Below are 20,839 nucleotides of genomic sequence, written 5' to 3' on the forward strand. Positions count from 1 at the left end.
TTTTGTAACCTCTTGAACGACCAAATTGATCCGTCAGGTGTGGCTCATTTGAGTAAATGGCCTTGACGGTTATAGAGTTGCGAAATCTTGCAAGGATGAATCAAGAGGTTTTAGTCGCCATGCTAAATCAAATGTCGGTTTCCAAAAAAATAGCTCTGCTCGTTGTATCTCTACTCTCCCTTTTATTAATTACCTCAGGTCTAGCGATCGTATCTATGGATCAGATAGGCAAAGAACTCGATAGTATTGCTCACAAAGATATCCCGCTTATCGAGAAGATGACCAAAATAACGGAATACCAGCTTGAGCAAACTATTCATTTTGAACGTGCAGTTCATTTCGGAACGGTTGGGTTGTTGAAGAACGAGAATGGTCAAAGCAGTGGTAGCTATCAGGACAGCTTTTCAAAGGAACAAGACAAGTTTATTGAATTTGGCCTCAAAGTAGATAAACACATTGGATCTACCAAAAAGCAGCTCTCGGCGATTATCGACTTGTCCCAGAGCAAGAGTGGTGGGCTGATTCCAAAAGTCTACGCCAGTGAACTAGATGAGTTCGCAATGCTAGCTGAACAGTTAAAAGCGATTGAAAAAGAGCACCAAGAGTTTCAACACTATGGCTTGGCAGCTATGAAGGCGATTAAGAACAGAGAGTTTGATCGCTCAGAAGCACTGGCTGTTCAACTTGAAGAGGCTGCAGATCAGTTAACTAAACACCTTGAAGAGCTTTTGGCGGAGATAGAAAAATTTACTCTTGAGGCTTCGGAGACAGCATTGGCTCATGAAAAATCAGCGCTGACCAACATTGTGGTAACGCTGATCGCAGCTTTAGCCATCGGTATCTCGCTGAGTATTCTAATTACACGAAATATCACCAGTCGACTTAAATTATCCGTGGAAGGCATGAAGCATATAGCGGATGGGGATTTAACCCATGATGTTAAGGCCACGGGTGTCGATGAGATCTCGCAAATGTTGGAGTCTCAGGAGGTGACCCGCCAAGAACTACAGAAATCGATTGGTCAAATCGTTGAAATCAGTAGCCAGCTTTCCGCGACCTCAGAGGAAGTTGCTACAGCGATGTCGGAAAGCAGTTGTCATGTGCAAAACCAGCAAATGCAGACCGATACACTATCTGCATCTATGCAGCAGATGAGCGCCACATCAAATGAGATGGCGCATAACATTAATGAGGTAAATGATTCGGTTAACAGGGCCGACGGCGAGCTGCAGGAGAGTAACCATATCTTAATTGGTACGGTTGAGAGTATTACTGAGTTATCGAATCAGCTGCAAAACTCAGCGGATACGGTGAAAGATCTAGATAGCAGCACCGTAGAGATCAGTACTGTCTTGCAGGTGATTTCGGATATTGCAGAACAAACAAATCTATTGGCGCTAAATGCAGCTATTGAAGCGGCCAGGGCAGGTGATCAAGGGCGAGGATTCGCGGTAGTGGCCGACGAAGTAAGGCAACTGGCTTCTCGTACGCAAAACTCTACAGCTGAAATTTCTGAGATTATTAAACGACTGCAAGATGGGTCAACACGCGTAGTGAACTCTATGCAGCAAACCCAAAAGAAAGCGATTTCATTGGTTGAAGGGGCTGAAAAATCAACGGATTCCCTATCGAAAGTGGTCGATCAGTTAAGCCATATTAACAATATGATGAGCCAAATAGCGACCGCTGCTGAAGAGCAAAGTCTGGTAAGTGAAGATTCCACCCGAACTGTGACCGATATTAACGATCTAGGTCATCAGAATGCTGCCAGTGTGGAAGAAACCTCTCAGGCCAGTTTAGATCTAGCCAGAATGGCGGAAGGGCTGAATCAAACGGTGAGTGCTTTCCGAGTCTAAAGGAATAGAGATAAATAGAGATAGAGAGTCACTAGTCTTTAGGTACTCTCTGCTCATTTACTTGGCTTCTCGCTACTGCAGTTGCTTGAACTGTTCCGCAATACTTGGCCAGTTTTCTTCGTTTAAAATCCCAACATGTTTGTAACGTATGCGGCCTGAACTATCGATCAGATAAGTTTCAGGTGCGCCTTTTATCCCTAAAGCTTGGCCTAGCTTTCCTTCTGAATCGATTAAACTACGAGCGAATGGGTTCCCTTTTTTGTTTAGCCACTCCAAGGCGCTGTTAGCGGAATCCATATAGGAGATTCCAATAATGCGGACGCCAGATTCTTGTAGCTTAAGTAAAAAATCATGTTCTCGGGCGCAAGCGACACACCAACTGCCCCAAATGTTGAGCATGTAGCTACCTTCGATCAGGTCAAATTGAATCGCTTCGCCGGTAATTAGATCTGTTAGTTCGATAGCTGGCACGGCTTTATCCTGTTCAACTTGGTTATTGTTTTCGGATTCAGTACTCGCAAGCACGCTGACCACCGTTACGATCAGAACAGCAGTTAGCCATTTAAAGAGATTCATAAGCTTACCTTTGACTTGGCTCTGGATTAGGTTGATCAATGGGTTTGCTAGGCGTAATCGGATTGCTCTGATACCAATAACCGAGAGCTACAAAGAGGGCGCCACCTACAGCGTTACCTAGGGTTACCCAGAAGAGATTGTTGGCTGCACCAGCGAATGAAATACCTTCCACGGCTGGAGATAGCAGAGCCAAGGCAAAGACTGTCATATTGGCGATACTGTGTTCGTAACCCGATGCGATAAAGGCGAATAAACACCAGAAGATAACAATGCATTTTGCTGCTTCACTGTTTAGACGTGCAGAGACCCAGATAGCCAGGCAGACCAACCAGTTACACAATACAGCGCGGAAAAACAGCGCAACCAGATCTGTATTCATCTTCTTGTAAGCGATGGTATGTAGAGTGGTATCGGCGCTTTTAATCAGCCCGCCGTCTGCGAGTTTGTAGATCAAACCTAGAACTAACGCGCCTAAAAGATTGCCAAACCAGATCCACATGCACATTTTGATCATCCCGCAGACAGGTAGCTGCCGCTCTAGACAGGCAATCGTGCCGTACATGGTATAGCCAGTGAAAAGCTCTGACCCGGCAAACACCACAAGGGTAAGTGCGATCCCAAATGATGCCCCCATTACTAGCTTTCTAAATTCTTCAGGTAGGTCCTGTCCAAGGGTCATAATCAGAATGATACCCAAACCAACATAAGCTCCGGCAAGCATAGCGCCTACAAGCAGGTTGCTTGGCCGTGTTGTCATCAGTTCCCATCGCTGTTTAGCTTGATTGCTGAACTTCGTTATTTCACTTACATACATGAAGGTAGCCTTTAACATCAGGGGGTGATGGCAGATCTGTATTGTCTTTGGCTTGGTTATTGCCAAATAGCACTTTGGCGACCCATAAAACGCCGATCACGATCGATAGCGTCAGTAGGATATGCCCCACTAACTGCTGCTCACCCAATAGATAGTTATTACACAAGCGATCAGGTGATACTTTGAATAGGTAGCCAAATCGTCCAAGCATTGCCCATAGTTCCAGTAGAAAAACGCCTTTTACGAGTGGATGAATACAACGACGTGTTAGTGACCATGTGCAGCCAAGGAGTAACATCGAAGCTACCTTTGCAAAGGCATAAATGTTCGACTCCAGAGCCGCATCTAAAGCGCTAGGCAACATCCAGAACAGCCCTACTACGGTAATAACGACAACACCAGTGATCCCTTGCCAGTTGTATTGATTCGCAGAGGTTTGCCTCTTTTTCGGCAGCATCTCACCCGCAAACCAACCCAAAATAACCAATACTGGCAATTGAAACAGTAGATGCAGAACCATCTGCTCTTCGAGTAGTTCGCTCAGTGGGCCGACCGTAAGCAAAAGTAGATTAATAAGCAGTAATAGCCACTTCATTGCCTGCAGCATGGGTGCCTCCTACCGAATGGGTCAGGTTCTGACGAATACTCGTAAGTAACTCAGTGCCATGGTTGTAATCGACAATTTTCATCAGTTGGCCCTCTGGAGATATAAGGTGGAGAGCAGAGTTATGGATATAACCCCCCTCGCCATCATTAATAGCAATGACGCCAAATGTCTCTTTTAGGTGCTTCAACTGCGCTTGGTCTTCAACGCGTGCTGCTTTCCAAGACGCAGTATCTGCTTTAAAGCGATTAAGATATTCAGCCAGCTGCTCAGGCCCATCATTTTCAGGGTCGAAACTGATGGTGAGCAATTGCAGCTGGCTATCACTGATAAGATCCGCAGCTTGGCGTTGCAAGCGAGCAAACTCCACACCTAGTCCTAGGCAGACAGTTTCACAACGGGTGTAAACAAAGTCAGCAATGATGTACTGGCCTTGAAACGCTTCCCAAGATACAAGCTCTCCCGCTTGGTTCTGGAAAGTCACCTGTGGTGACGGTATAGGGTTGCGCTCTACCTCTACTCGACGTTTGGTTTCAGCTGTGTAAGCTTCAAAACCAAGCGTCTGGTAGTAGAAAACGCCGCCAGCAAGCGCTAATACAATTGCGCTACTTATCAGTGATTTGAACATCTTAAATCTTCGCCTTTGGTAAACGTGCTAGGTTTTGTAGGGTAAAGATCAGGAACCCGATCAGAACCATACTGCCTGCAATCGCACCCAGCTGAGATAGGTATTGCCACTCCGGCAAGTGAACCGCCCAACGTCTAGGCACACTATCTGCACCGCTTGCTAGGAAGGTCAGGATTAAGCCCGTAGCGCCAACAAAGTAGGTAGCAAACGCGAGCTTGCCGATAGCACCTGCTTTAGATGGTTGGCTATTAGCAGCTAGGTAGCTGCAGAAACCAATGATCATCGGCAGTAAGCCAAGCACTAAGTAGAAGTGGAAGTGCCCAGGCACCCACATAGTGTTATGCATCACTTTGTTCACTGTTACAGTGGCGTCGATGATTGCCGGAATAACCCCGCCAGCCCAACCGAACATGGAAAGCAGTAGCATAGAGCTACATAGATCCCACTTGATGCCAGAACGATAAACAATCATGAGTGCGCCGTACGCTGTTACTGCGAGCACTGGAATACCACTGCAGTAAGACAAGATCTGACCGATTACTAGTAGCCAAGGTGGCATCACAAAGTCCATCAATAAGTGGTGTGGATACACCGCCATCACCATCAGTGATGCTGCAGCCCAAGCGTAGTAGAACGGTTTCGAAACCTTCCACGGACGACCTGTATATTTCGGTAGCAGTTCATAAACAGCAGTGACTGCGGAGTAGATCGTTGCGTTAATGAATACATGGCCGAAGAAGTAGATCAGGTTTTTGATCAGCAGCGGGTCAAGTTCGTAGTCTGGTTGGTACAAATTGAATAAGCACAGCACCAGAACAACGGCACCTGCAGCAATACCAATAAAGTTAACGATCAGGACCATGGTCGCAGCAACGACGGTTGTCGGGTGATCTGGATCGACAGGCTTCATGCCAAATACAACCGGTAAACCTAGTGCATTACCTAGATTTCCGTACTTCTTAATCAGCTTGATACCAATATCCAAGTAAAGAATCAGGAAGCCGGTACCAATCAACAAAAGTCCGAGCATAAATACGGCAGCAGATTCTACCGACCAAACGCCCATCGATTTTGCTGGAAGTGGATAGAGGAAGGTCCACGCGCCCGCAAACTTACCGACAAAAATTGAGCCCAAGATCAGCACAACACCAATGAGGAAAATAACGAAATTAACCCACAAAACTTTGCTGCTTAAGTTGATGTATTTACGCAGGAAGTACCACAGTACAGCCGTTCCTCCTAAGCCAGCTGTGCCTACCATGCCAGCACCGTGTACTGTCATGATCTGGTAGAAAAGGTCAGCGCCAATTTCGATGAACGTACCTTGCGCTGCTCGCATCGTTACGCCGGCTAGCATCATCAAACTGAAGACCAGCATGCTTGTTATTAAGTAGGCTTTGATGCCCAGTGAAGCAAGCTTATTCTCTTGTTCACTGTAGTTAATTTGTTCAGTCATCTACGCCTCCTTATTTGACTGTTAGTTGTGCTGTCATGGCATGGTGAGCCAGACCACAGTATTCAAGGCACAGCACCTTGTAGGTGCCAGGCTTGTCGAAGGTATACACCAGTCGGTTGGTGTATTTCGGCATCGCTTGGGTTTGGGTAAGAAGCGTGCCACTCTCGTCATAGATACCAAATCCATGGGTGGAATCTGCTGACGTCACGCGAAACTCAATGGTTTCACCAACGTCATACTCTGTATCGTCAATGGTCCAATACCACTGCTGGCCAACCACATTTACTGGGCTTGCGCCGTCAGTTGCTGAAAACTGTGGAGGCAGTGGGTATGGCAGTAGCGTCGTCGCTGTGACACCAACGCCAAACACCACAAGAAATAGAAACCACTTGGCTCTAATGGAGTACCAATTACGCTGAACTTCAGCGTAATCGCACTCTTCAGTAGATCGGGAAATGACATAACCAAACACTGGGGCGAGTACCGCCAGGCAGAGTAAGGTTAAGATCCATACACTTTGCGCTAACATAAATTACTCGCTATTAGTTGCCTTTAACCATGAAATCAACAACCCGCTTAATCTGCTCATCGCTGCAGTCAAAGCAGGCCCCTTTAGGTGGCATAGCTTTTCTTCCTTTCAGAGCGCTGGTGTACAGTCCTTCAATACCACGCTCGGCCAAACGGGCAGTCCATGCGCCGCGATCAGTCATTTTTGGTGCACCGGCTACGCCATTGTCATGACATGCCATGCACTTTTGTTGGTAGGTAGCTTGGCTATCGGCATACACGGCTTCCCCCAGAAGCAGCGGTAATACCAATAGCGGTAGTTTCATTTTTAGTTTCATTGTTCTTACTCTCACCTGTAATCGAAACCTTCCTAAGTCTTTATGCTTTCCCTAGAGCATCAATGATGCTGTGTAGCGAGCATTAAGATGTATAAAAAATACATTTTAATGCTCAAAAAAAACGCCGATTCCTTTTGAGCGCGGCGTTAAACCTATTACAATATAATGTATTATTTATACATTATTAAAAGCTCAGCATCTATGTCAAGTATTTTGGCAAAGTTTGGCTGAGCTCTTTGCTGTTGAAAAGGGGGTAGGGGTAAGCGAAATGGCTTGAACTCTGCGGGATTAGGTTCCTTGGCTCATATACAAATTGAGCCAAGGAGAATCAATCGGACTTAGTAATTTTGCGGGAATAAAGCGCGTTTCGCTTCTTCGTCCATTTCTGATTTAAATTGGATATCACCGCTGATGCTTCTGGCTTTTGCTACCGCTGGACGGGCATCTACCGTTTTAAACCAGCGTGATAGGTTAGGGAATTTATCCAACTCGTTCTCGCCTAAAACTGGTAGCACACGGTCAATCCAGCCCCAAGCAGCAATATCTGCAATGGTGTACTTATCACCCGTGATATAAGTGTTGTTCGCCAATTGATCGTCCAGCACTTGATAGTGGCGGGCTGCTTCACGGCGATAACGATTGATCGCGTAAGGTAGGTTCTCAGGTGCAGCGCGCTGGAAATGCACCGCCTGACCCGAATAAGGTCCAAGGCCTGAGGCGATAAACATCAACCAAGAGAGTAATTTAGCCTTATCTTCGGCATCTCCCAGAAATAGATTATGTTTTTCGGCGAGGTAGAGAAGGATCGCTGTGGAATCAAAGACCTTTGTGCCTTCATCATCGATGGCGGGTACTTTTTTATTCGGATTGATTGCCGCGTATTCCGGACTGTGTTGTTCCCCTTTTAAAGTATCCACAGGGACTAATTCATATTCTAGTCCCGCTTCTTCAAGAAAAAGCGCGACCTTCATTGGATTAGGGGTTGGGTGAAAATAGAATTTAAGCATAAGTGTTTTTAACCTGTTGAGTTAACGTAAATTGAGATGGCTTGTAGTAAGTGTTCAGGGTTTTAGTTTTAGAACTTGATCTATATCTGCAGCTTGATGCCTATCGCGTAGTTGTTCCCAAGCTTCGCCCCAAGTGCGATTGACGATACGGCCACGCTGTACGGCCGGGCGTTGCGAGATCTGCTCTGCCCAGCGTTGAAGGTTGGTGTAGCTATCGACATCTAGGAAACTGGCGGCATTGTATTGGTTGCCGCGGACGAGCTCGCCGTACCAAGGCCAAATAGCAATATCTGCGATGGAGTAGTTTTCACCTGCGATAAAGGTATTGTTCGCCAATTGTTTATCCAGCAGGTCTAACTGACGTTTTACCTCCATAGTAAAGCGGTCTATGGGGTACTCGAACTTTTCCGGGGCATACGCGTAAAAGTGTCCAAACCCACCTCCTAGATAGGGTGCAGAACCCTGTAGCCAAAACAGCCAATTCAGTTGTTCTGACTGTTCGCTAGGGTCTTCTGAGAGGAAGTGACCAAACTTCTTGGCGAGATAAAGCAAGATAGCACCCGACTCAAATACGCGAGTTGGCGTCGACCCTGAGTTATCAACAAGGGCTGGAATCTTAGAGTTGGGATTGATATCCACAAAGCCTGATGAAAACTGATCTCCTTCACCTATCTGAATCATGTGGGCATCGTATTCTGCCTGTTCAACGCCTGCTGCTAGCAGCTCTTCAAGCATGATGGTGACTTTCTGGCCGTTAGGCGTTCCCATCGAATACAGTTGAAGTGGGTGTTTACCTTTCGGCAGTTCAGCTTGATGAGTCGCACCTGATACTGGGCGATTGATACTTGCCCACGTGCCACCGTTTTCCTCTTCATGCTTCCACACTTTAGGTGGGGTGTATTGTGCGTTCATAAGACTTCTATCCTTATCAGCTGATCTAAAATTGAACGTACGTTCATCTATTTTTATCCTAACTGGACTTGAACGGGTGTTCAAGCTAAAATTTGAACAAATGTTCAATCTGAAGTTTTAATCATGGCTAACACTCTAAAACACGACCGTGCTGAGGTGCTGGATAAGGCAACGAATCTTTTCTGGGAAAAAGGTTTTCACGCTACGTCTATGCGTAATTTGCAGGACCATATTGATATGCGTCCAGGCAGTATCTACGCCGCATTTGGTAGTAAAGAGGGGCTGTTTAAAGAGAGTCTAAATCACTATGCAAAAACTAGCTTGGCGCGATTAACGGAGAGCACTAAGACGTCTGAATCTCCACTTGCAGCACTCAAAGCATTTATCAAAACCGTGGTTTTGAATTGCAGAGAGGATACGCCTAGTGAGATGTGCATGTTGGTAAAAGCGATTGCTGAACTGACAGAGGAAAACGGTGAATTGTTAGATGAGGCGAAGGGGCTTCTGAAGGCTGTAGAACAGGCCCTAACGCAACTGATTGAACAAGCGCAAGCAGCAGGCGAGGTCGATTCCTCAAAAGACGCTGCCCGCCTTGCTCGCTATATCCAAATGCAGCTTATCGGCCTGCGTGTATATGCGCGTGTTTCACCGGATGAAGATGACTTGGTCGCAATGATCGATGATTCAATTGCGTCGATGGTGTAAAGCCGCTTTATTGAAACGGGGCGATAGCCAGTAGCTGTTCGCCCTGTCTCTTCGAATATAACCTAGCAGCGGAAAGCCCCACAGGTTCGTTGTATCTCTTGCACTAACCCAGACAGCTCATCTTGGCTGCGGTTAAGGACCAGCATTCCATCCACTGTACGTGTCGCTGCATGGCTGACTTGTTCGATATTATTACCCAGTCGTTCTGCTGAGGATTGTTGTTCCTGCGTTGCGCAGGACATTTGCTCGCTCATGGTAGCGATGCTGGCTACGGCATTATCAATCTCTACTAGCTTGTGGTTGAGCTCTGTAATCTGCTCGACACCTTTAATGGCATTTGTTTGGCTACTGGCCATCTTTTTCACTGCTTCAGCAACACTATCCTGCAGTTTAAGAATAATGCTCTGTATCTCTTGGGTAGAATTTTGGGTTCGTTTAGCGAGATCCCTTACTTCATCCGCTACTACAGAAAAACCACGTCCTGTCTCGCCTGCGCGTGCGGCTTCAATAGCAGCATTTAGTGCCAGTAAGTTCGTTTGATCGGCAATATCGCTAATGACTACAAGTACCTTTGATATGTCACTGGTTTGCTCGCTCAAACGATTAATCGTGGTTGAGGAGTCTTCTACATCTCTGGCGAACGCTTTAAAGCTCTGTTCGCATTGGCTGGTGGTAATCAGACCTGAATTGGCTTGCTCCTGTGCTTCCGACGTAGCATGAGCCGTTGTTGAAGCGCTTTGCGCCACTTCTGAGATTGATTGGCGAGTTTGGCAAACCACTGCAGCCATATCTTCGGTACTGATGTGCTGACTACGGCTATCTGTATCTACCTGAGTGACTACAGAACTAAGCTGGGACTCAACATGTTTCAGTTGTTCAACATTGAGTAACAGCTGGGATACAACACATCGGGTTTTCTCAATAAACTGGTTACAGTTTGTTGCTACGTCACTGATCTCATCATTACCATCCACGGAGATTTTCTGCTTCAGGTTAGCATCCCCTTGCCCTAACTTCTTCATGGCAGAGGCGACTAGTGCGATGCGTTTTTGGATACTCATGGCTGTCATAGTTGTGACGGTAAAACCGACGATGATAATCAACAGGGCCATAACCAGCATGATGTTTTGCTGGCTTTGAGTATGCTGTTGTACTTCCGGTATCTGTATTGCTGCTAAGTCAGCCAGTTCTTTTTCGAGTTCATGTGCGGTGTTTCGTAGATCCTTGCGGATGCCTTTCTGGTGAGAGGTGCCTAGTTTTTCAGTCAACTGAACGTATTTATTAAAGGTTGCAGAGTACAAGGCTAAGTCTGACTTCAGTCGCGTGAATTGCGCACCAAATATATGACTGTTTTGTTCTAGTTGAATTTTCAGAGAGTTGTATGTGTCGTTAAAACTGCTGACATACTTTGCTTCTTTACGCAGCATAAAATCTTTTTCGTGGCGGCGTAAAGACAGCAGCGTATTTTGGAAGACTGGTTGCTCCTCTAGTGCAGTAGAGACTTTGTGTGCGGAGCTTCGAAGCTTGCCTAAGGCCCCTTCGTTTTTGCTTAATCCAAGTGCCTTTTGGGTGTTAACAAAATTCTTAAATTGCTCGTTGTAGGTTGTGAGTAATTGTTGAAATTTGTCATGGTTAGCGCTGAGTCCTAGCGCCTTTTTTAACTCTTCTAATGCGTGTGAGCGTTGTTCTAGTGCAGTGACTCCAGCGTCAAATCTTTGTACATATTTTAGATCTTTACGCTCGAAAAAATCCTTTTCGTTACGTCTTAAATTCAGTAAATCCTGCTGCACATAGCTGAGCTCCAGCGTTGAATTTTTCAGTTGGCTAATGTTGTTCAGAGAGTAATGGTTGCTACCCATAATTAGGAGCATACCAACGATAAAGAACAGCGAAATTAGTAACAGTTTTCTTTTGATAGTCATATCAACACCTGACATCTGTAGGGTGTATTTCTGGTCGTGATCTAACGACTAGCGGGCAGAGGGACTGTTATTGCATTTAGATATGCGTGTATAGGATTACCAATCAACAGGTAACCGTTCAGTCCAAGGTCTTATCTCGGTAGCTCTATCCGATGTTGGAAAGAGCTCAGGATTGTCTCTGAGGAGGGCGATCTATTCGGAAGAAATTAGAGTAACTGTAACTTTGTGAAAAGTGATGAGTGACAACGGCTACAGGTTGGTAAAACGATGTTGAATTGGGAATATCATCGAGTTGCAAGTTTTCAAGATGATTTTCAATGGCCACGTTTATAGGGTGGCTTTCATGAAGATTGAGCTGACAAGGGTGTGGTTCGGCGAATGAGTTTTCGTATGATGTAGAGGTTTGGCAAATACAAAAGGCAGAAAGCACTTCTGTTGATAACAACAGTACGCATATTAGTATCAATAATAGGTTATTCTGACTTTTGAGCAATAGAGAAACCTTTATCTTGCTGAGTTTCAAATATTAGAATTTTCTGTAATAAAAATGTCATATTTGAGTGGTCATACTAGATAAAATTGTATTAGGGCTCAAGGGGGACATTGGTCGCGAGTTTTGAGCTTGGTCAAAGAATGATTGGGTTTAGCGTTCTTATGAAAGTAGACGTTATTAAGGCCGCAAAATAAGTACAGTATTATTTTACGACCCTGAGTACCTTGCCGTAGTTAGTCAGGCACTTTCAACGCTACCACCATTGATAACGCGGTTTCGCCCGAGCTCTTTGGCTTGATACAGTGCAGCATCAGCTATTTGAATTAACTCCCTTGGAGAGTGATCAATGGCTGCCTCAGCTAAGCCGAAGCTGGCAGTCACTTGATCAACCTCTTCAAACATTTCTGCTGCGATGGCGGTGCGAAGCTTTTCTGCTAATCGGTAGGCCATTTGTGCGTTTGTTTCAGGTAAAAGAATCATAAACTCTTCACCACCCCAACGACCGATTTTGTCTGTTTTACGAGTGTTTTCTCGTAGTATTTGTGCAAATTTTTTCAGCACAGCATCGCCACAGAGGTGGCCGTATTGGTCATTAATCTTTTTAAATAGGTCGACATCCAATAACAAAATAGACAGCGGGTGTTTGAAGCGTTGGAGACGATATAGCTCCTCTTCCAGTAACAACTCAATGTGCAAACGGTTGTTTAGCCCAGTAAGCGCATCGGTTGTAGACAGGATGGATAGCTCAGTGTTTTTGCTATTGAGCTTTTCATTGAGCTGATTCAATTGCAGCTCCGCTGCTTCACGCAGGTTTATCTCTGATTTCAGCTGTTTATTCAGTCGAGATAGTTTCCAATTCCATAGCGTGATAATTGTGATAATAAACAACGCGGCAAAGACGAGTTTCCAGATCAATTCATAATTGGCATCGTGTTCAAATTTAACCGATACCCAGCGTTGGAATACTTTTGAGTGTTCTTCTTCGGTTATATATTCTGTGGCCTTATTGAACATGGAAAGCAGCTCAGGACTATCGTTACGTATGGCTACTGCCAGTTTCCAGTCCTCATCTAAACGTCCGCCGATTTTTAAATTCAGGAAGCGATGTTTACGAATAGCATGACCCACGGGAGCTATCGCCCCGATTAGACCGAAAATACGTCCTTCCTCAACGATACGAAGACCGTCAGCAACACTATCTACTTCAATGACATTTATCTTTGGATAGTCCTGTTGCAGCTTTTTAAGTAAGCCGTATCCCTTAGGTACGCCTATAGTTTTCTCTTTGAGAGATTTTAGGCCGTCCACGAATAGAGAGTCTTCCTGAATCGCTATTACTAAAGGTAAACGCAGGTAGGGCTTGGTAAAGTTTAATTGTCGTTTAGCTTCAGGTGTTTCGAAGGCTGCGGACATGATGTCGCAGCGTCTGTTCTGAGCGTATTCCAGTGACTGTTGGCTACTTTCAGTGGGTAGCATTGTCATGCCTATACCAATTCGATCAGCCATTAAATTGAGGTAGTCGGCAACCATCCCTTCATGTCTTCCTCCAGGGCCTATTTGCTCCAAGGGCATCCAATCGGGATTGGCACAAAAAGTTATGCCAGGCTGTTTTTCTAAATAGGCTTTTTCAGCGGAGGTTAGGCTAAGGCCGCTGCCGGGTCTCGCGACATAGTTCTCGTTACCCATCCAGCGCTGAGAAATTGCTGCGACTTCATCCCGGGTTAGGGATTTAATCGCACGATCCATAATCCGTTGCAAAATAGGCCAATCTGATCGAACACCTATGCGAAGATTGGCTAGGTCGGGTTTGCCTACATCTACCTCACCTGAAACAGTAAGGTCGTTCATCAAATTTTTAGCAATAAGGTGATTAAATACAGCAGCTTCACCGAGCGCCGCATCTGCTTTGCCAATAGAGATAGCTTTCAGGCTTTCGATGGCATCGGTAACTAGGTGTTGTTTGATTTGTGGGTATTCGTTGGTGAGGATCTCTTCATAGAAAAAGCCTTTTGGTATGGCCACTGTTTTACCGAATAGGCTCTCAATCGATTCATATTTAGCGGATTTTTTGCTGACAATGACATTTGGATTTACTGCGTAAGGGCGGGTGAAACGAATATATTTACGACGCTCTGCTGTATTGACGATATTCAGCATCATGTCTAATTCGCGTTCTTGAGTCATCGCCAAGAAGTCATTCCAGTTAGGACCACTGACATACTGGATCCTAAAACCGGTTTTCTTGGCGATTAGGTTCATTACATCAATAGAAAAACCTTTGGGCTTGCCCTGTTCGTTGTAATTGAAAGGAGGCCAGGCCATCTCATTATGTACCCGAAGTACTGGGTGGGCAGCGAGGAATTCTTGTTCCTCTTTATCCAGGTGGAGAGTCTGTGTTCTTTGTAATCCGCCTTCTAGCCAGCGACGGCTTAGCCGATCTCTCTCCTCTTTGGTAACGGACTCAATCGCTTTCTGCATAATGGAGCGGAAAATAGGCCAATCATCGCGTACCCCGATGCGTAAAAGGTTGGCAAAACGAGGATCATCAATACCTCCGACGACCTTGAGGTTACTCATTAGGTGTTTACGGATTAAGTGGTTTTGCACGGCAATTCCACCCATGGTGGCATCGGCGCGACCAAAAGCTACGGCTTTGAGGCTATCTACTTGGTCTTTAAGGAGTAATAACTGAATGCCGGGGAAGTGCTTTTCGATGATTTCTTGATAGAAAAAACCTTTGGGGATGGCAAGAACGCGGCCATTCAGATCTCTCAGATCCCGTACTGTACGATTGTCGTCTCGGACCACAATTCCTGATGGGTTATTTACATAGGGGTCGGTAAAGAGAATGTATTTGCTGCGATCGTCTGTCTTGATGATGTTAAGCATCACATCAAGCTCTTTATGATCCAGCATATTTAGGAACTCACCCCAAGTAGGGCCGGTTACGTAATCAATTTCTATGCTGAGCTTTTCTGCCAGCAGGTTCATAAATTCAATAGAATAGCCTTTAGGGCGGCCGAATTCGTGATAGTTAAAAGGGCCCCAGCTCACCTCATTATGGACGCGAATTTTCTGATGGTTGAGTAACCAGGTTTTCTCTTCTTGGGTCAGAGGTATCTCATTAGCTTGGGAAACAAAGCTTAATGCTAATAAGATTAATGACGTGATATAGGTGAGTAGTGATGTCTGCCTTAACACGAAGAAAGTCCCTGATATTTATATTTTTTTATAGTGGGACTGTATCTATATCATTAAATGAAAGGGTTGGAAATTGCGCACTTCCTTAAATAATCAGGGAGAAAGCACTTAGTTGGCTTACGGCAACAGCTAGAGTCTTCAAAGCAACTAATCTAATTTGAGTGAGGACAGCCAAATAAAATTAATCTTGGGAAGTCTACAAAACGAAGTAAAGGAAGTTTCACCTAAGAAGTGTGCCCAGAGGCGAATCAATGCCGAAGGCATTCACACATCGGAGTGCAACGACGATAGCCCGAAGGGTGAGCGAAGCGAATAATCTAACAAGGTTCGATGACTCCCAAAGATAATCAATCTTAGAAGATCTAAATAAAAAAGAGAGATTTCAAACTAGGAAGTGGTGCCCAGAGGCGGATCAATGCCGAAGGCATTCACACATCGGAGTGTAACGACGATAGCCCGAAGGGTGAGCGAAGCGAATAATCTAACCAGGTCCGATGACGCCCAAAGATAATCAATCTTGGAAGATCTAAATAAAAAGAGAGATTTCAAACTAGGAAGTGGTGCCCAGAGGCGGATCAATGCCGAAGGCATTCACACATCGGAGTGTAACGACGATAGCCCGAAGGGTGAGCGAAGCGAATAATCTAACCAGGTCCGATGACGCCCAAAGATAATCAATCTTGGAAGATCTAAATAAAAAAGAGAGATTTCAAACTAGGAAGTGGTGCCCAGAGGCGGATCAATGCCGAAGGCATTCACACATCGGAGTGCAACGACGATAGCTCGAAGGGTGAGCGAAGCGAATAATCTAACCAGGTTCGATGACGCCAAAAGATAATCAATCTTGGAAGATCTAAATAAAAAAGAGAGATTTCAAACTAGGAAGTGGTGCCCAGAGGCGGAATCGAACCACCGACACGGGGATTTTCAATCCCCTGCTCTACCGACTGAGCTATCTGGGCAATCAGGTGCAGCGATAACTTGCTGACTAAAAAGCCCCGCTAGGTTAACGAGGCTTGAAATAAGTGGTGCCCAGAGGCGGAATCGAACCACCGACACGGGGATTTTCAATCCCCTGCTCTACCGACTGAGCTATCTGGGCAACTCAAGTGGCGCGTATTAAACCGTCTTCACGGAAAACTGTCAACCACTTGTTACAAAAAAACTATTTTGAAGGTGGAACGTAGCCTTCAGCCTTCTCGTAGTCTTCTCCATCCATGAATTTTTGCATCTCTGTTTGCAGGAATTCACGGGTGGATGGGTCCATCATGCTCAGGTGTTTTTCGTTGATGATCATGGTTTGATGATCAGTCCACTCTTTCCAAGCCTTTTTGGATATTGTTTCGTAAATTTCCTGGCCTTTAGCGCCTGGATAAGGAGGACGATCCAATCCTTCAAGTTCCTCTTTATATTTACGGCATAGGACGGTGCGACTCATGTTTTGCTCCAATCAATTTACGCGTTGGTTAGTTGTTGCAAGAGTTTCTTAACCGGTGCTGCTAAACCAACATTTTCTGGTTGCTCTATGTTATACCAGAGCAGAGGCTTCCCTTCCATGACACAGTCTGTAGGGGTATTCACTCTCGCCTTCACTGGGGTGATGTCTAGATGGAAATGACTAAAGGTGTGACGCAGAGGTTCCATGAGCTGAATGCTTTCTTCATCTAGCTCCAAACCTGTTTCGTTGAAGGTGTCACGCAGGTCTGCAACTTGGGGTAGGCTCCACAATCCACCCCATAAACCACTCGGTGGACGTTGATAGAGTAAAACCTCAGATTGATTATCCTGCTGCAAAATCAGCATGTAGGTCTGTTTTACCGGAATCGTCTTTTTCGGCTTAGGTACTGGAAGTTGATCAGTTTTGCCTAATTCGAATGCTTGGCAGCCTTGTTGCAGTGGACAGAGTAAACAAGAAGGCTTACTGCGAGTGCAGAGGGTAGCACCCAGATCCATCATCGCTTGCGTGTAATCACCCGTGCGTTCTTGCGGTGTATTCTGTTCGGCATATTGCCACAGCAGCTTTTGATTAGCTGTTGTGCCTGGCCAACCCTCTAGCGCATAAAAACGTGCTAATACTCGTTTAACATTGCCATCTAGAATCGGAGCCCACTTACCGGTGCTGATCGATAAGACGGCACCTGCAGTGGAGCGACCAATGCCGGGTAGCTCTTCCAACCCTTCAACTGTTTCAGGAAACTGACCTTGATGTTCCCTGCTAACTATCTGCGCAGTTTTATGCAGGTTACGGGCTCGGGCGTAATAACCCAAACCTGTCCATAGATGGAGCACTTCATCCTGCTCTGCGGCTGCTAGCGCTTCTACTGTTGGGAAACGTCCGATAAAGCGTTGATAGTAAGGAATAACGGTGGTGACCTGAGTCTGCTGCAGCATAATCTCAGAGATCCAAGTGTTATATGCGGTCTTTTTCTCTTGCCAAGGTAGGTCGTGACGACCGTGCTGGTCAAACCATTCCAGCACGGCGTTAGCGAATAGATCAGGTGTCATTAGGGGTTAAAATAAACCTTTTAGTTTGTCGCCTAGCTTATCTTTGATTTTCTCTTCAGCTTTGGCTTTTAGTTTTTCTTTTTTCTCTTCAACTTTCTTCTTAACGTCTTGTTTTAGTGCGTCAGTGATAAAGCTGAAATCAGGCTTACATAGCTTAGTTGGTTCTGTGTTAAAACTGCCTTTACAATCGATTGGCACTTCTACACCTTCCAGTTTATTGGGGAAAGAGCAGGTTTCTTTAAACAGATTCTTCTCAACCATAAAGCCAAGACGGTAGTCCAAAAGCTGTTTTGGTAGGTTCACGGTGCCTTTACCACTTAGGGTCATTGCATCCAGTGCCGCTTTTAGATCTTGGTTGTTTACTACGCCGTTTTTAATACGGGTAGAAGCGCCCATACTGGTAAATGGTGTTGAACGGTCCACTTGCTCAGCTTCACCGCCCAGTGCGCTAACATTGTTTAGACCTTGGCAAACGGATTGTGCCATGTCTAAACCTTTTAGCTCGCCATCTTTCATGTTTACTTTCGCAGTACCTGTAACGCTGTTTACAAAATCGTGAACAGAGTTACCGCGAAGCGTTAGATTAGATGTAGAGTTAAGTTTGCCGGTTAGCTGATCGGCGTTGGCCATATCTTTTAGCAGATCACCCACTTGAATACCTGTGATGGTTTTCTTTGAGGTGATAACCGGTGTGTTCTTACGCACATCAACAGTGACGTTATTACGCACGCTGCCTTTGTATAGATCAGCATCAAGTTTAGTTGCCTTGATTAAGCCACCATGAGCGCTTACTTGTAGTGCAACATTGCTGATATCCATATTGGAAACATGCAGTGATTTCAGGCCTAGCGTAGTATCTAGCTCTAAGCCACGCAGTGTTTCAACTGGCAGAATTGGATCTTTCGAGTAAGGGCCGCTCTGGCCCTTTTTAGCAGTGCTTGCAGTTGCAGTGTTGGAAGAACTCTCTGCTTTTTTACTTTGCGTTGCAGGTGGCATGTAGCGATCTGCATTGATCTTGTCGCCTTGCAGGTTCAGCGTGATGTTGCTGTTCGCTAGGTTAAATGCTGCAGAACCGTTGAAGGTCGTATCATCCAGCATAACGGTTAGCGCTTTTGCGGTGATTGTATTGGCAGGACCTTCTAGTTCTGTAGATAAGCTGATCGCTTTTAGAACGTTCGGATCGTTAGTTTTAACTTCAGCCTGACCCACAGCACTCAGCAGTTTATTTAGATCGAAGGCAGCCACATTCAGCTTGCCACTGATCGCTGGTGCTGCGAAGTTATTAACGGCCAGCGCACCCTCTGCATTTAGATTGGCAATCGATAGTTTTAGGTTGTTAAGGCTTAGCTGTTGTTTTGGTAGGTCTGCTTCAATATCGGCAGCAGTCTTCAGCGCCAGTGATTTACCGCCTAGTGGTTTACCACTCAGGTTTAGCTCGCTAGTTAAGCCTTTAAGCTTGTACTGTTGCTGTTTCAGATCCAGATAAAACTCAGCAGCTAGTTTCGCTGCGGCTTTGATCTGCTCTTCGCCCTTAACGGTTTGTGACGCATTAAAGCTTAACTCTGCAGGGAAGAAAGCGTTAGTCACCACTTGACCTGAGGACATGTTGAACTCAGTTAGCTTAGCGATCATATCAACGGCTTTATCTTGATAGATGATGTTACCGTTGCTGATTTGGATGCTGTCGATGTTGATCGCGATAGGCGCAGATGAGCTTGTTGCCGCCTCTTCTTTTGGGGCTCCATCTGTTGTTGTCGCATCTTTTTTAGTATCGGCAGGTGCCGCTGCTACCGCCCAGTTGTTGCTGCCATCTTTTTCTTGGACAAGGTTTAGCTCTAAACCATCTATAACGACGCTTTGCATCTCAACATTGCCAGATAACAGCGCCGGTAGACGTACAGAAATCTGAGCTTGGTTTAGTTTGGCTAAGTCCTGTTTGCCAGGGAATTTGGCATCAATCTTATTTACCTCAAGTCCTAACCAAGGGAAAACTGACCAGCCGATATCACCGTTAATTTTTAGTTCGATACCAGCATTATCAAGTGCTGCTTGCTCTATTTCGGGTTTGTATTCGTTGGGATCAAAGAATGCACCCAGAATGGCACCGCCAGCGACGATCACCACAACAATCAGTGCGGCTAGACCAGCGAGTAATTTCAGCAGACCTTTCATTGTTCTCTCCTTGGCAAGGGTTCTGAAGGGATGAGGATAAACGGAAATAATGAAGTTTCAATGGTGGAGGCTGAAGGAGGGATGAATAATTTAGCCACAGACTTGGTTTTTCCCGCTGGCTTTAGCACGATAGAGGGCTAAATCTGCCTGTTTGAGCATCAGTTCTCTATCGGTAAACTCTTTATCCAACTCTCCTACACCAATACTTGCGGTGAGGTGTATTGCCTCGCTAGTGGTTATCTGTACTTCCAAGCTGCGTAGGGCCTCTAGATAACGCTCACCAATTTTTAAGGCGGAAGGTGTGTCTGTTTCGGGTAGGATGATCATGAACTCTTCACCCCCATAACGGCAAACAAAATCGTGAGCTCTGGAATATCGATCTAGACACTGTGCTGCCTGTTTAAGGGCGATATCACCGGTGTCATGACCGTATGTGTCATTAATGTCTTTGAAATCGTCGATATCTAAAAGAATGACTGAGATAGGGCGTTCTTTTCGAATTGCTTCTTTGCACAGCAGTTTGAGCTGTTTTCGACCTTCACGGCGGTTATAGATACCGGTGAGATCGTCATAAGTCGCTAAACGCTTAAATTTTTTCTCTAGGGTTTTCTGATCTGTTATATCTATGATGGCGCCGATAAGCCCTGCAACGGAACCGTCGCTGTCATGAAAGGTGGCTTTATGGAACTTCACATAGTTGAGCTCATGGCCTTCTCGATGCACAGGGGTTTCGTAGATCTGAATACCGGGATTGTTCAGCAACTCCATATCGGCTGCCGCAAAAATAGAGGCGGGAGTTTTATCAAAGACGTCAAAAACGTTCCTACCAATTAGATCTTCTCTGGAAACTTGAACGTAATCAGCATAGGCCTTGTTACAGCCGAGATACTTACCTTCGTGATCTTTGTAGTAGATCGGGAAAGGCAGGGCGTCGATCACTAACAGCAATGCACGATGATTGCCGCGCAGGAGTTGATGTAGATCGGGATCATTCATCAGCTGATTCCGTCCTTAATAAAAGGCGATACCTACAAGATAGCCCAAGGTCTCTGTATTTGCGTGTAATTAACCGCTTTGAAAAGTGCATGGATGGGGGGATGGTTGTATAATCGCGGCTCAGATCAAATATAGTGGGAGATCACC

At 45.5% G+C, this 20,839-nt stretch carries 17 protein-coding genes and 2 tRNA genes; 2 read left to right on the plus strand and 17 right to left on the minus strand.

The features are described from left to right. Nucleotides 1–119: 119 nt before the first annotated feature. Entirely contained in the window at nt 120–1,856 is a 1,737-nt protein-coding gene (locus ACMXYT_RS00655) for a methyl-accepting chemotaxis protein (RefSeq protein ID WP_415911741.1), read from the plus strand. Between the two features lie 72 nt (nt 1,857–1,928). On the opposite strand, the gene ACMXYT_RS00660 is transcribed toward ACMXYT_RS00655, so the two are convergent. From ACMXYT_RS00660 to yghU, 9 genes are all read right to left on the minus strand, one after another. Further along, nucleotides 1,929–2,432: a DsbE family thiol:disulfide interchange protein gene (locus tag ACMXYT_RS00660; RefSeq protein ID WP_415911742.1), complete on the minus strand. Its 504-nt coding sequence runs from the start codon at nt 2,430–2,432 to the stop codon at nt 1,929–1,931. Between the two features lie 4 nt (nt 2,433–2,436). Further along, a complete protein-coding gene (locus ACMXYT_RS00665; RefSeq protein WP_415895485.1) occupies nt 2,437–3,189 on the minus strand; it encodes a formate/nitrite transporter family protein in 753 nt (250 codons plus the stop codon). Nucleotides 3,190–3,232: 43 nt separating this feature from the next. Continuing rightward, complete coding sequence (locus ACMXYT_RS00670) at nt 3,233–3,853, minus strand: hypothetical protein (protein WP_415911743.1); 621 nt, start codon at nt 3,851–3,853, stop codon at nt 3,233–3,235. Continuing rightward, nucleotides 3,816–4,478: an SCO family protein gene (locus ACMXYT_RS00675; RefSeq protein ID WP_415893060.1), complete on the minus strand. Its 663-nt coding sequence runs from the start codon at nt 4,476–4,478 to the stop codon at nt 3,816–3,818. The genes ACMXYT_RS00670 and ACMXYT_RS00675 overlap by 38 nt, the downstream gene beginning before the upstream one ends. Before the next feature lies 1 nt (nt 4,479). Beyond that, entirely contained in the window at nt 4,480–5,934 is a 1,455-nt protein-coding gene (locus ACMXYT_RS00680) for a cbb3-type cytochrome c oxidase subunit I (protein WP_415904865.1), read from the minus strand. Nucleotides 5,935–5,944: 10 nt separating this feature from the next. Then, nucleotides 5,945–6,463 (minus strand): hypothetical protein, encoded by a 519-nt coding sequence (locus ACMXYT_RS00685; protein WP_415889877.1) that lies wholly within the window; start codon nt 6,461–6,463, stop codon nt 5,945–5,947. Between the two features lie 13 nt (nt 6,464–6,476). Next, a complete protein-coding gene (locus tag ACMXYT_RS00690; RefSeq protein ID WP_415904866.1) occupies nt 6,477–6,779 on the minus strand; it encodes a c-type cytochrome in 303 nt (100 codons plus the stop codon). Between the two features lie 338 nt (nt 6,780–7,117). Then, the gene (locus ACMXYT_RS00695; protein ID WP_415904867.1) at nt 7,118–7,786 is read right to left on the minus strand and encodes a glutathione S-transferase family protein; all 669 of its coding nucleotides are present in this window, start codon (nt 7,784–7,786) and stop codon (nt 7,118–7,120) included. Between the two features lie 54 nt (nt 7,787–7,840). Beyond that, on the minus strand, nt 7,841–8,698 hold the full coding sequence (gene yghU, locus ACMXYT_RS00700) for a glutathione-dependent disulfide-bond oxidoreductase (protein WP_415911744.1): 858 nt from the start codon (nt 8,696–8,698) through the stop codon (nt 7,841–7,843). A gap of 123 nt (nt 8,699–8,821) precedes the next feature. Here yghU and ACMXYT_RS00705 point away from each other — a divergent pair, with 123 nt between their 5' ends. After that, nucleotides 8,822–9,403 (plus strand): TetR/AcrR family transcriptional regulator, encoded by a 582-nt coding sequence (locus ACMXYT_RS00705; protein WP_415899725.1) that lies wholly within the window; start codon nt 8,822–8,824, stop codon nt 9,401–9,403. 62 nt (nt 9,404–9,465) lie between these two features. Here the strand turns inward: ACMXYT_RS00705 and ACMXYT_RS00710 are convergent, their stop codons facing one another. The 8 genes from ACMXYT_RS00710 to ACMXYT_RS00745 form a co-directional block, all read right to left on the minus strand. Next, a complete protein-coding gene (locus tag ACMXYT_RS00710) occupies nt 9,466–11,325 on the minus strand; it encodes a methyl-accepting chemotaxis protein (RefSeq protein WP_415911745.1) in 1,860 nt (619 codons plus the stop codon). A gap of 730 nt (nt 11,326–12,055) precedes the next feature. Next, nucleotides 12,056–15,019: a transporter substrate-binding domain-containing protein gene (locus ACMXYT_RS00715; protein WP_415911746.1), complete on the minus strand. Its 2,964-nt coding sequence runs from the start codon at nt 15,017–15,019 to the stop codon at nt 12,056–12,058. An 886-nt stretch (nt 15,020–15,905) separates the two neighbouring features. Next, a tRNA-Phe gene (locus ACMXYT_RS00720) sits at nt 15,906–15,981 on the minus strand. A 64-nt stretch (nt 15,982–16,045) separates the two neighbouring features. After that, nucleotides 16,046–16,121, minus strand: a tRNA-Phe gene (locus ACMXYT_RS00725). A gap of 63 nt (nt 16,122–16,184) precedes the next feature. After that, nucleotides 16,185–16,457, minus strand: coding sequence for an oxidative damage protection protein (locus ACMXYT_RS00730; RefSeq protein WP_415893071.1), 273 nt, complete (start codon nt 16,455–16,457; stop codon nt 16,185–16,187). A gap of 17 nt (nt 16,458–16,474) precedes the next feature. Further along, entirely contained in the window at nt 16,475–17,524 is a 1,050-nt protein-coding gene (gene mutY / locus ACMXYT_RS00735; RefSeq protein WP_415899777.1) for an A/G-specific adenine glycosylase, read from the minus strand. A 6-nt stretch (nt 17,525–17,530) separates the two neighbouring features. Next, on the minus strand, nt 17,531–19,696 hold the full coding sequence (locus ACMXYT_RS00740; RefSeq protein WP_415899778.1) for an AsmA family protein: 2,166 nt from the start codon (nt 19,694–19,696) through the stop codon (nt 17,531–17,533). A gap of 90 nt (nt 19,697–19,786) precedes the next feature. Then, entirely contained in the window at nt 19,787–20,692 is a 906-nt protein-coding gene (locus ACMXYT_RS00745; protein ID WP_415899779.1) for a diguanylate cyclase, read from the minus strand. Between the last annotated feature and the right edge of the window lie 147 nt (nt 20,693–20,839).

The sequence above is a fragment of the Neptuniibacter sp. QD37_11 genome, assembly GCF_047778105.1.
Lineage (GTDB): Bacteria > Pseudomonadota > Gammaproteobacteria > Pseudomonadales > Balneatricaceae > Neptuniibacter.

Excerpts from the sequence above, each read along its gene's own strand:
- ACMXYT_RS00665 (WP_415895485.1), bottom strand. The coding sequence starts at position 3,189 with ATGACAACACGGCCAAGCAACCTGCTTGTAGGCGCTATGCTTGCCGGA.
- ACMXYT_RS00705 (WP_415899725.1), top strand. The coding sequence starts at position 8,822 with ATGGCTAACACTCTAAAACACGACCGTGCTGAGGTGCTGGATAAGGCA.
- ACMXYT_RS00740 (WP_415899778.1), bottom strand. The coding sequence starts at position 19,696 with ATGAAAGGTCTGCTGAAATTACTCGCTGGTCTAGCCGCACTGATTGTT.
- ACMXYT_RS00690 (WP_415904866.1), bottom strand. The coding sequence starts at position 6,779 with ATGAAACTAAAAATGAAACTACCGCTATTGGTATTACCGCTGCTTCTG.
- ACMXYT_RS00655 (WP_415911741.1), top strand. The coding sequence starts at position 120 with ATGCTAAATCAAATGTCGGTTTCCAAAAAAATAGCTCTGCTCGTTGTA.
- ACMXYT_RS00670 (WP_415911743.1), bottom strand. The coding sequence starts at position 3,853 with ATGCTGCAGGCAATGAAGTGGCTATTACTGCTTATTAATCTACTTTTG.
- ACMXYT_RS00745 (WP_415899779.1), bottom strand. The coding sequence starts at position 20,692 with ATGAATGATCCCGATCTACATCAACTCCTGCGCGGCAATCATCGTGCA.
- ACMXYT_RS00680 (WP_415904865.1), bottom strand. The coding sequence starts at position 5,934 with ATGACTGAACAAATTAACTACAGTGAACAAGAGAATAAGCTTGCTTCA.
- ACMXYT_RS00710 (WP_415911745.1), bottom strand. The coding sequence starts at position 11,325 with ATGACTATCAAAAGAAAACTGTTACTAATTTCGCTGTTCTTTATCGTT.
- ACMXYT_RS00730 (WP_415893071.1), bottom strand. The coding sequence starts at position 16,457 with ATGAGTCGCACCGTCCTATGCCGTAAATATAAAGAGGAACTTGAAGGA.
- ACMXYT_RS00675 (WP_415893060.1), bottom strand. The coding sequence starts at position 4,478 with ATGTTCAAATCACTGATAAGTAGCGCAATTGTATTAGCGCTTGCTGGC.
- yghU (WP_415911744.1), bottom strand. The coding sequence starts at position 8,698 with ATGAACGCACAATACACCCCACCTAAAGTGTGGAAGCATGAAGAGGAA.
- ACMXYT_RS00660 (WP_415911742.1), bottom strand. The coding sequence starts at position 2,432 with ATGAATCTCTTTAAATGGCTAACTGCTGTTCTGATCGTAACGGTGGTC.
- ACMXYT_RS00685 (WP_415889877.1), bottom strand. The coding sequence starts at position 6,463 with ATGTTAGCGCAAAGTGTATGGATCTTAACCTTACTCTGCCTGGCGGTA.
- ACMXYT_RS00695 (WP_415904867.1), bottom strand. The coding sequence starts at position 7,786 with ATGCTTAAATTCTATTTTCACCCAACCCCTAATCCAATGAAGGTCGCG.
- mutY (WP_415899777.1), bottom strand. The coding sequence starts at position 17,524 with ATGACACCTGATCTATTCGCTAACGCCGTGCTGGAATGGTTTGACCAG.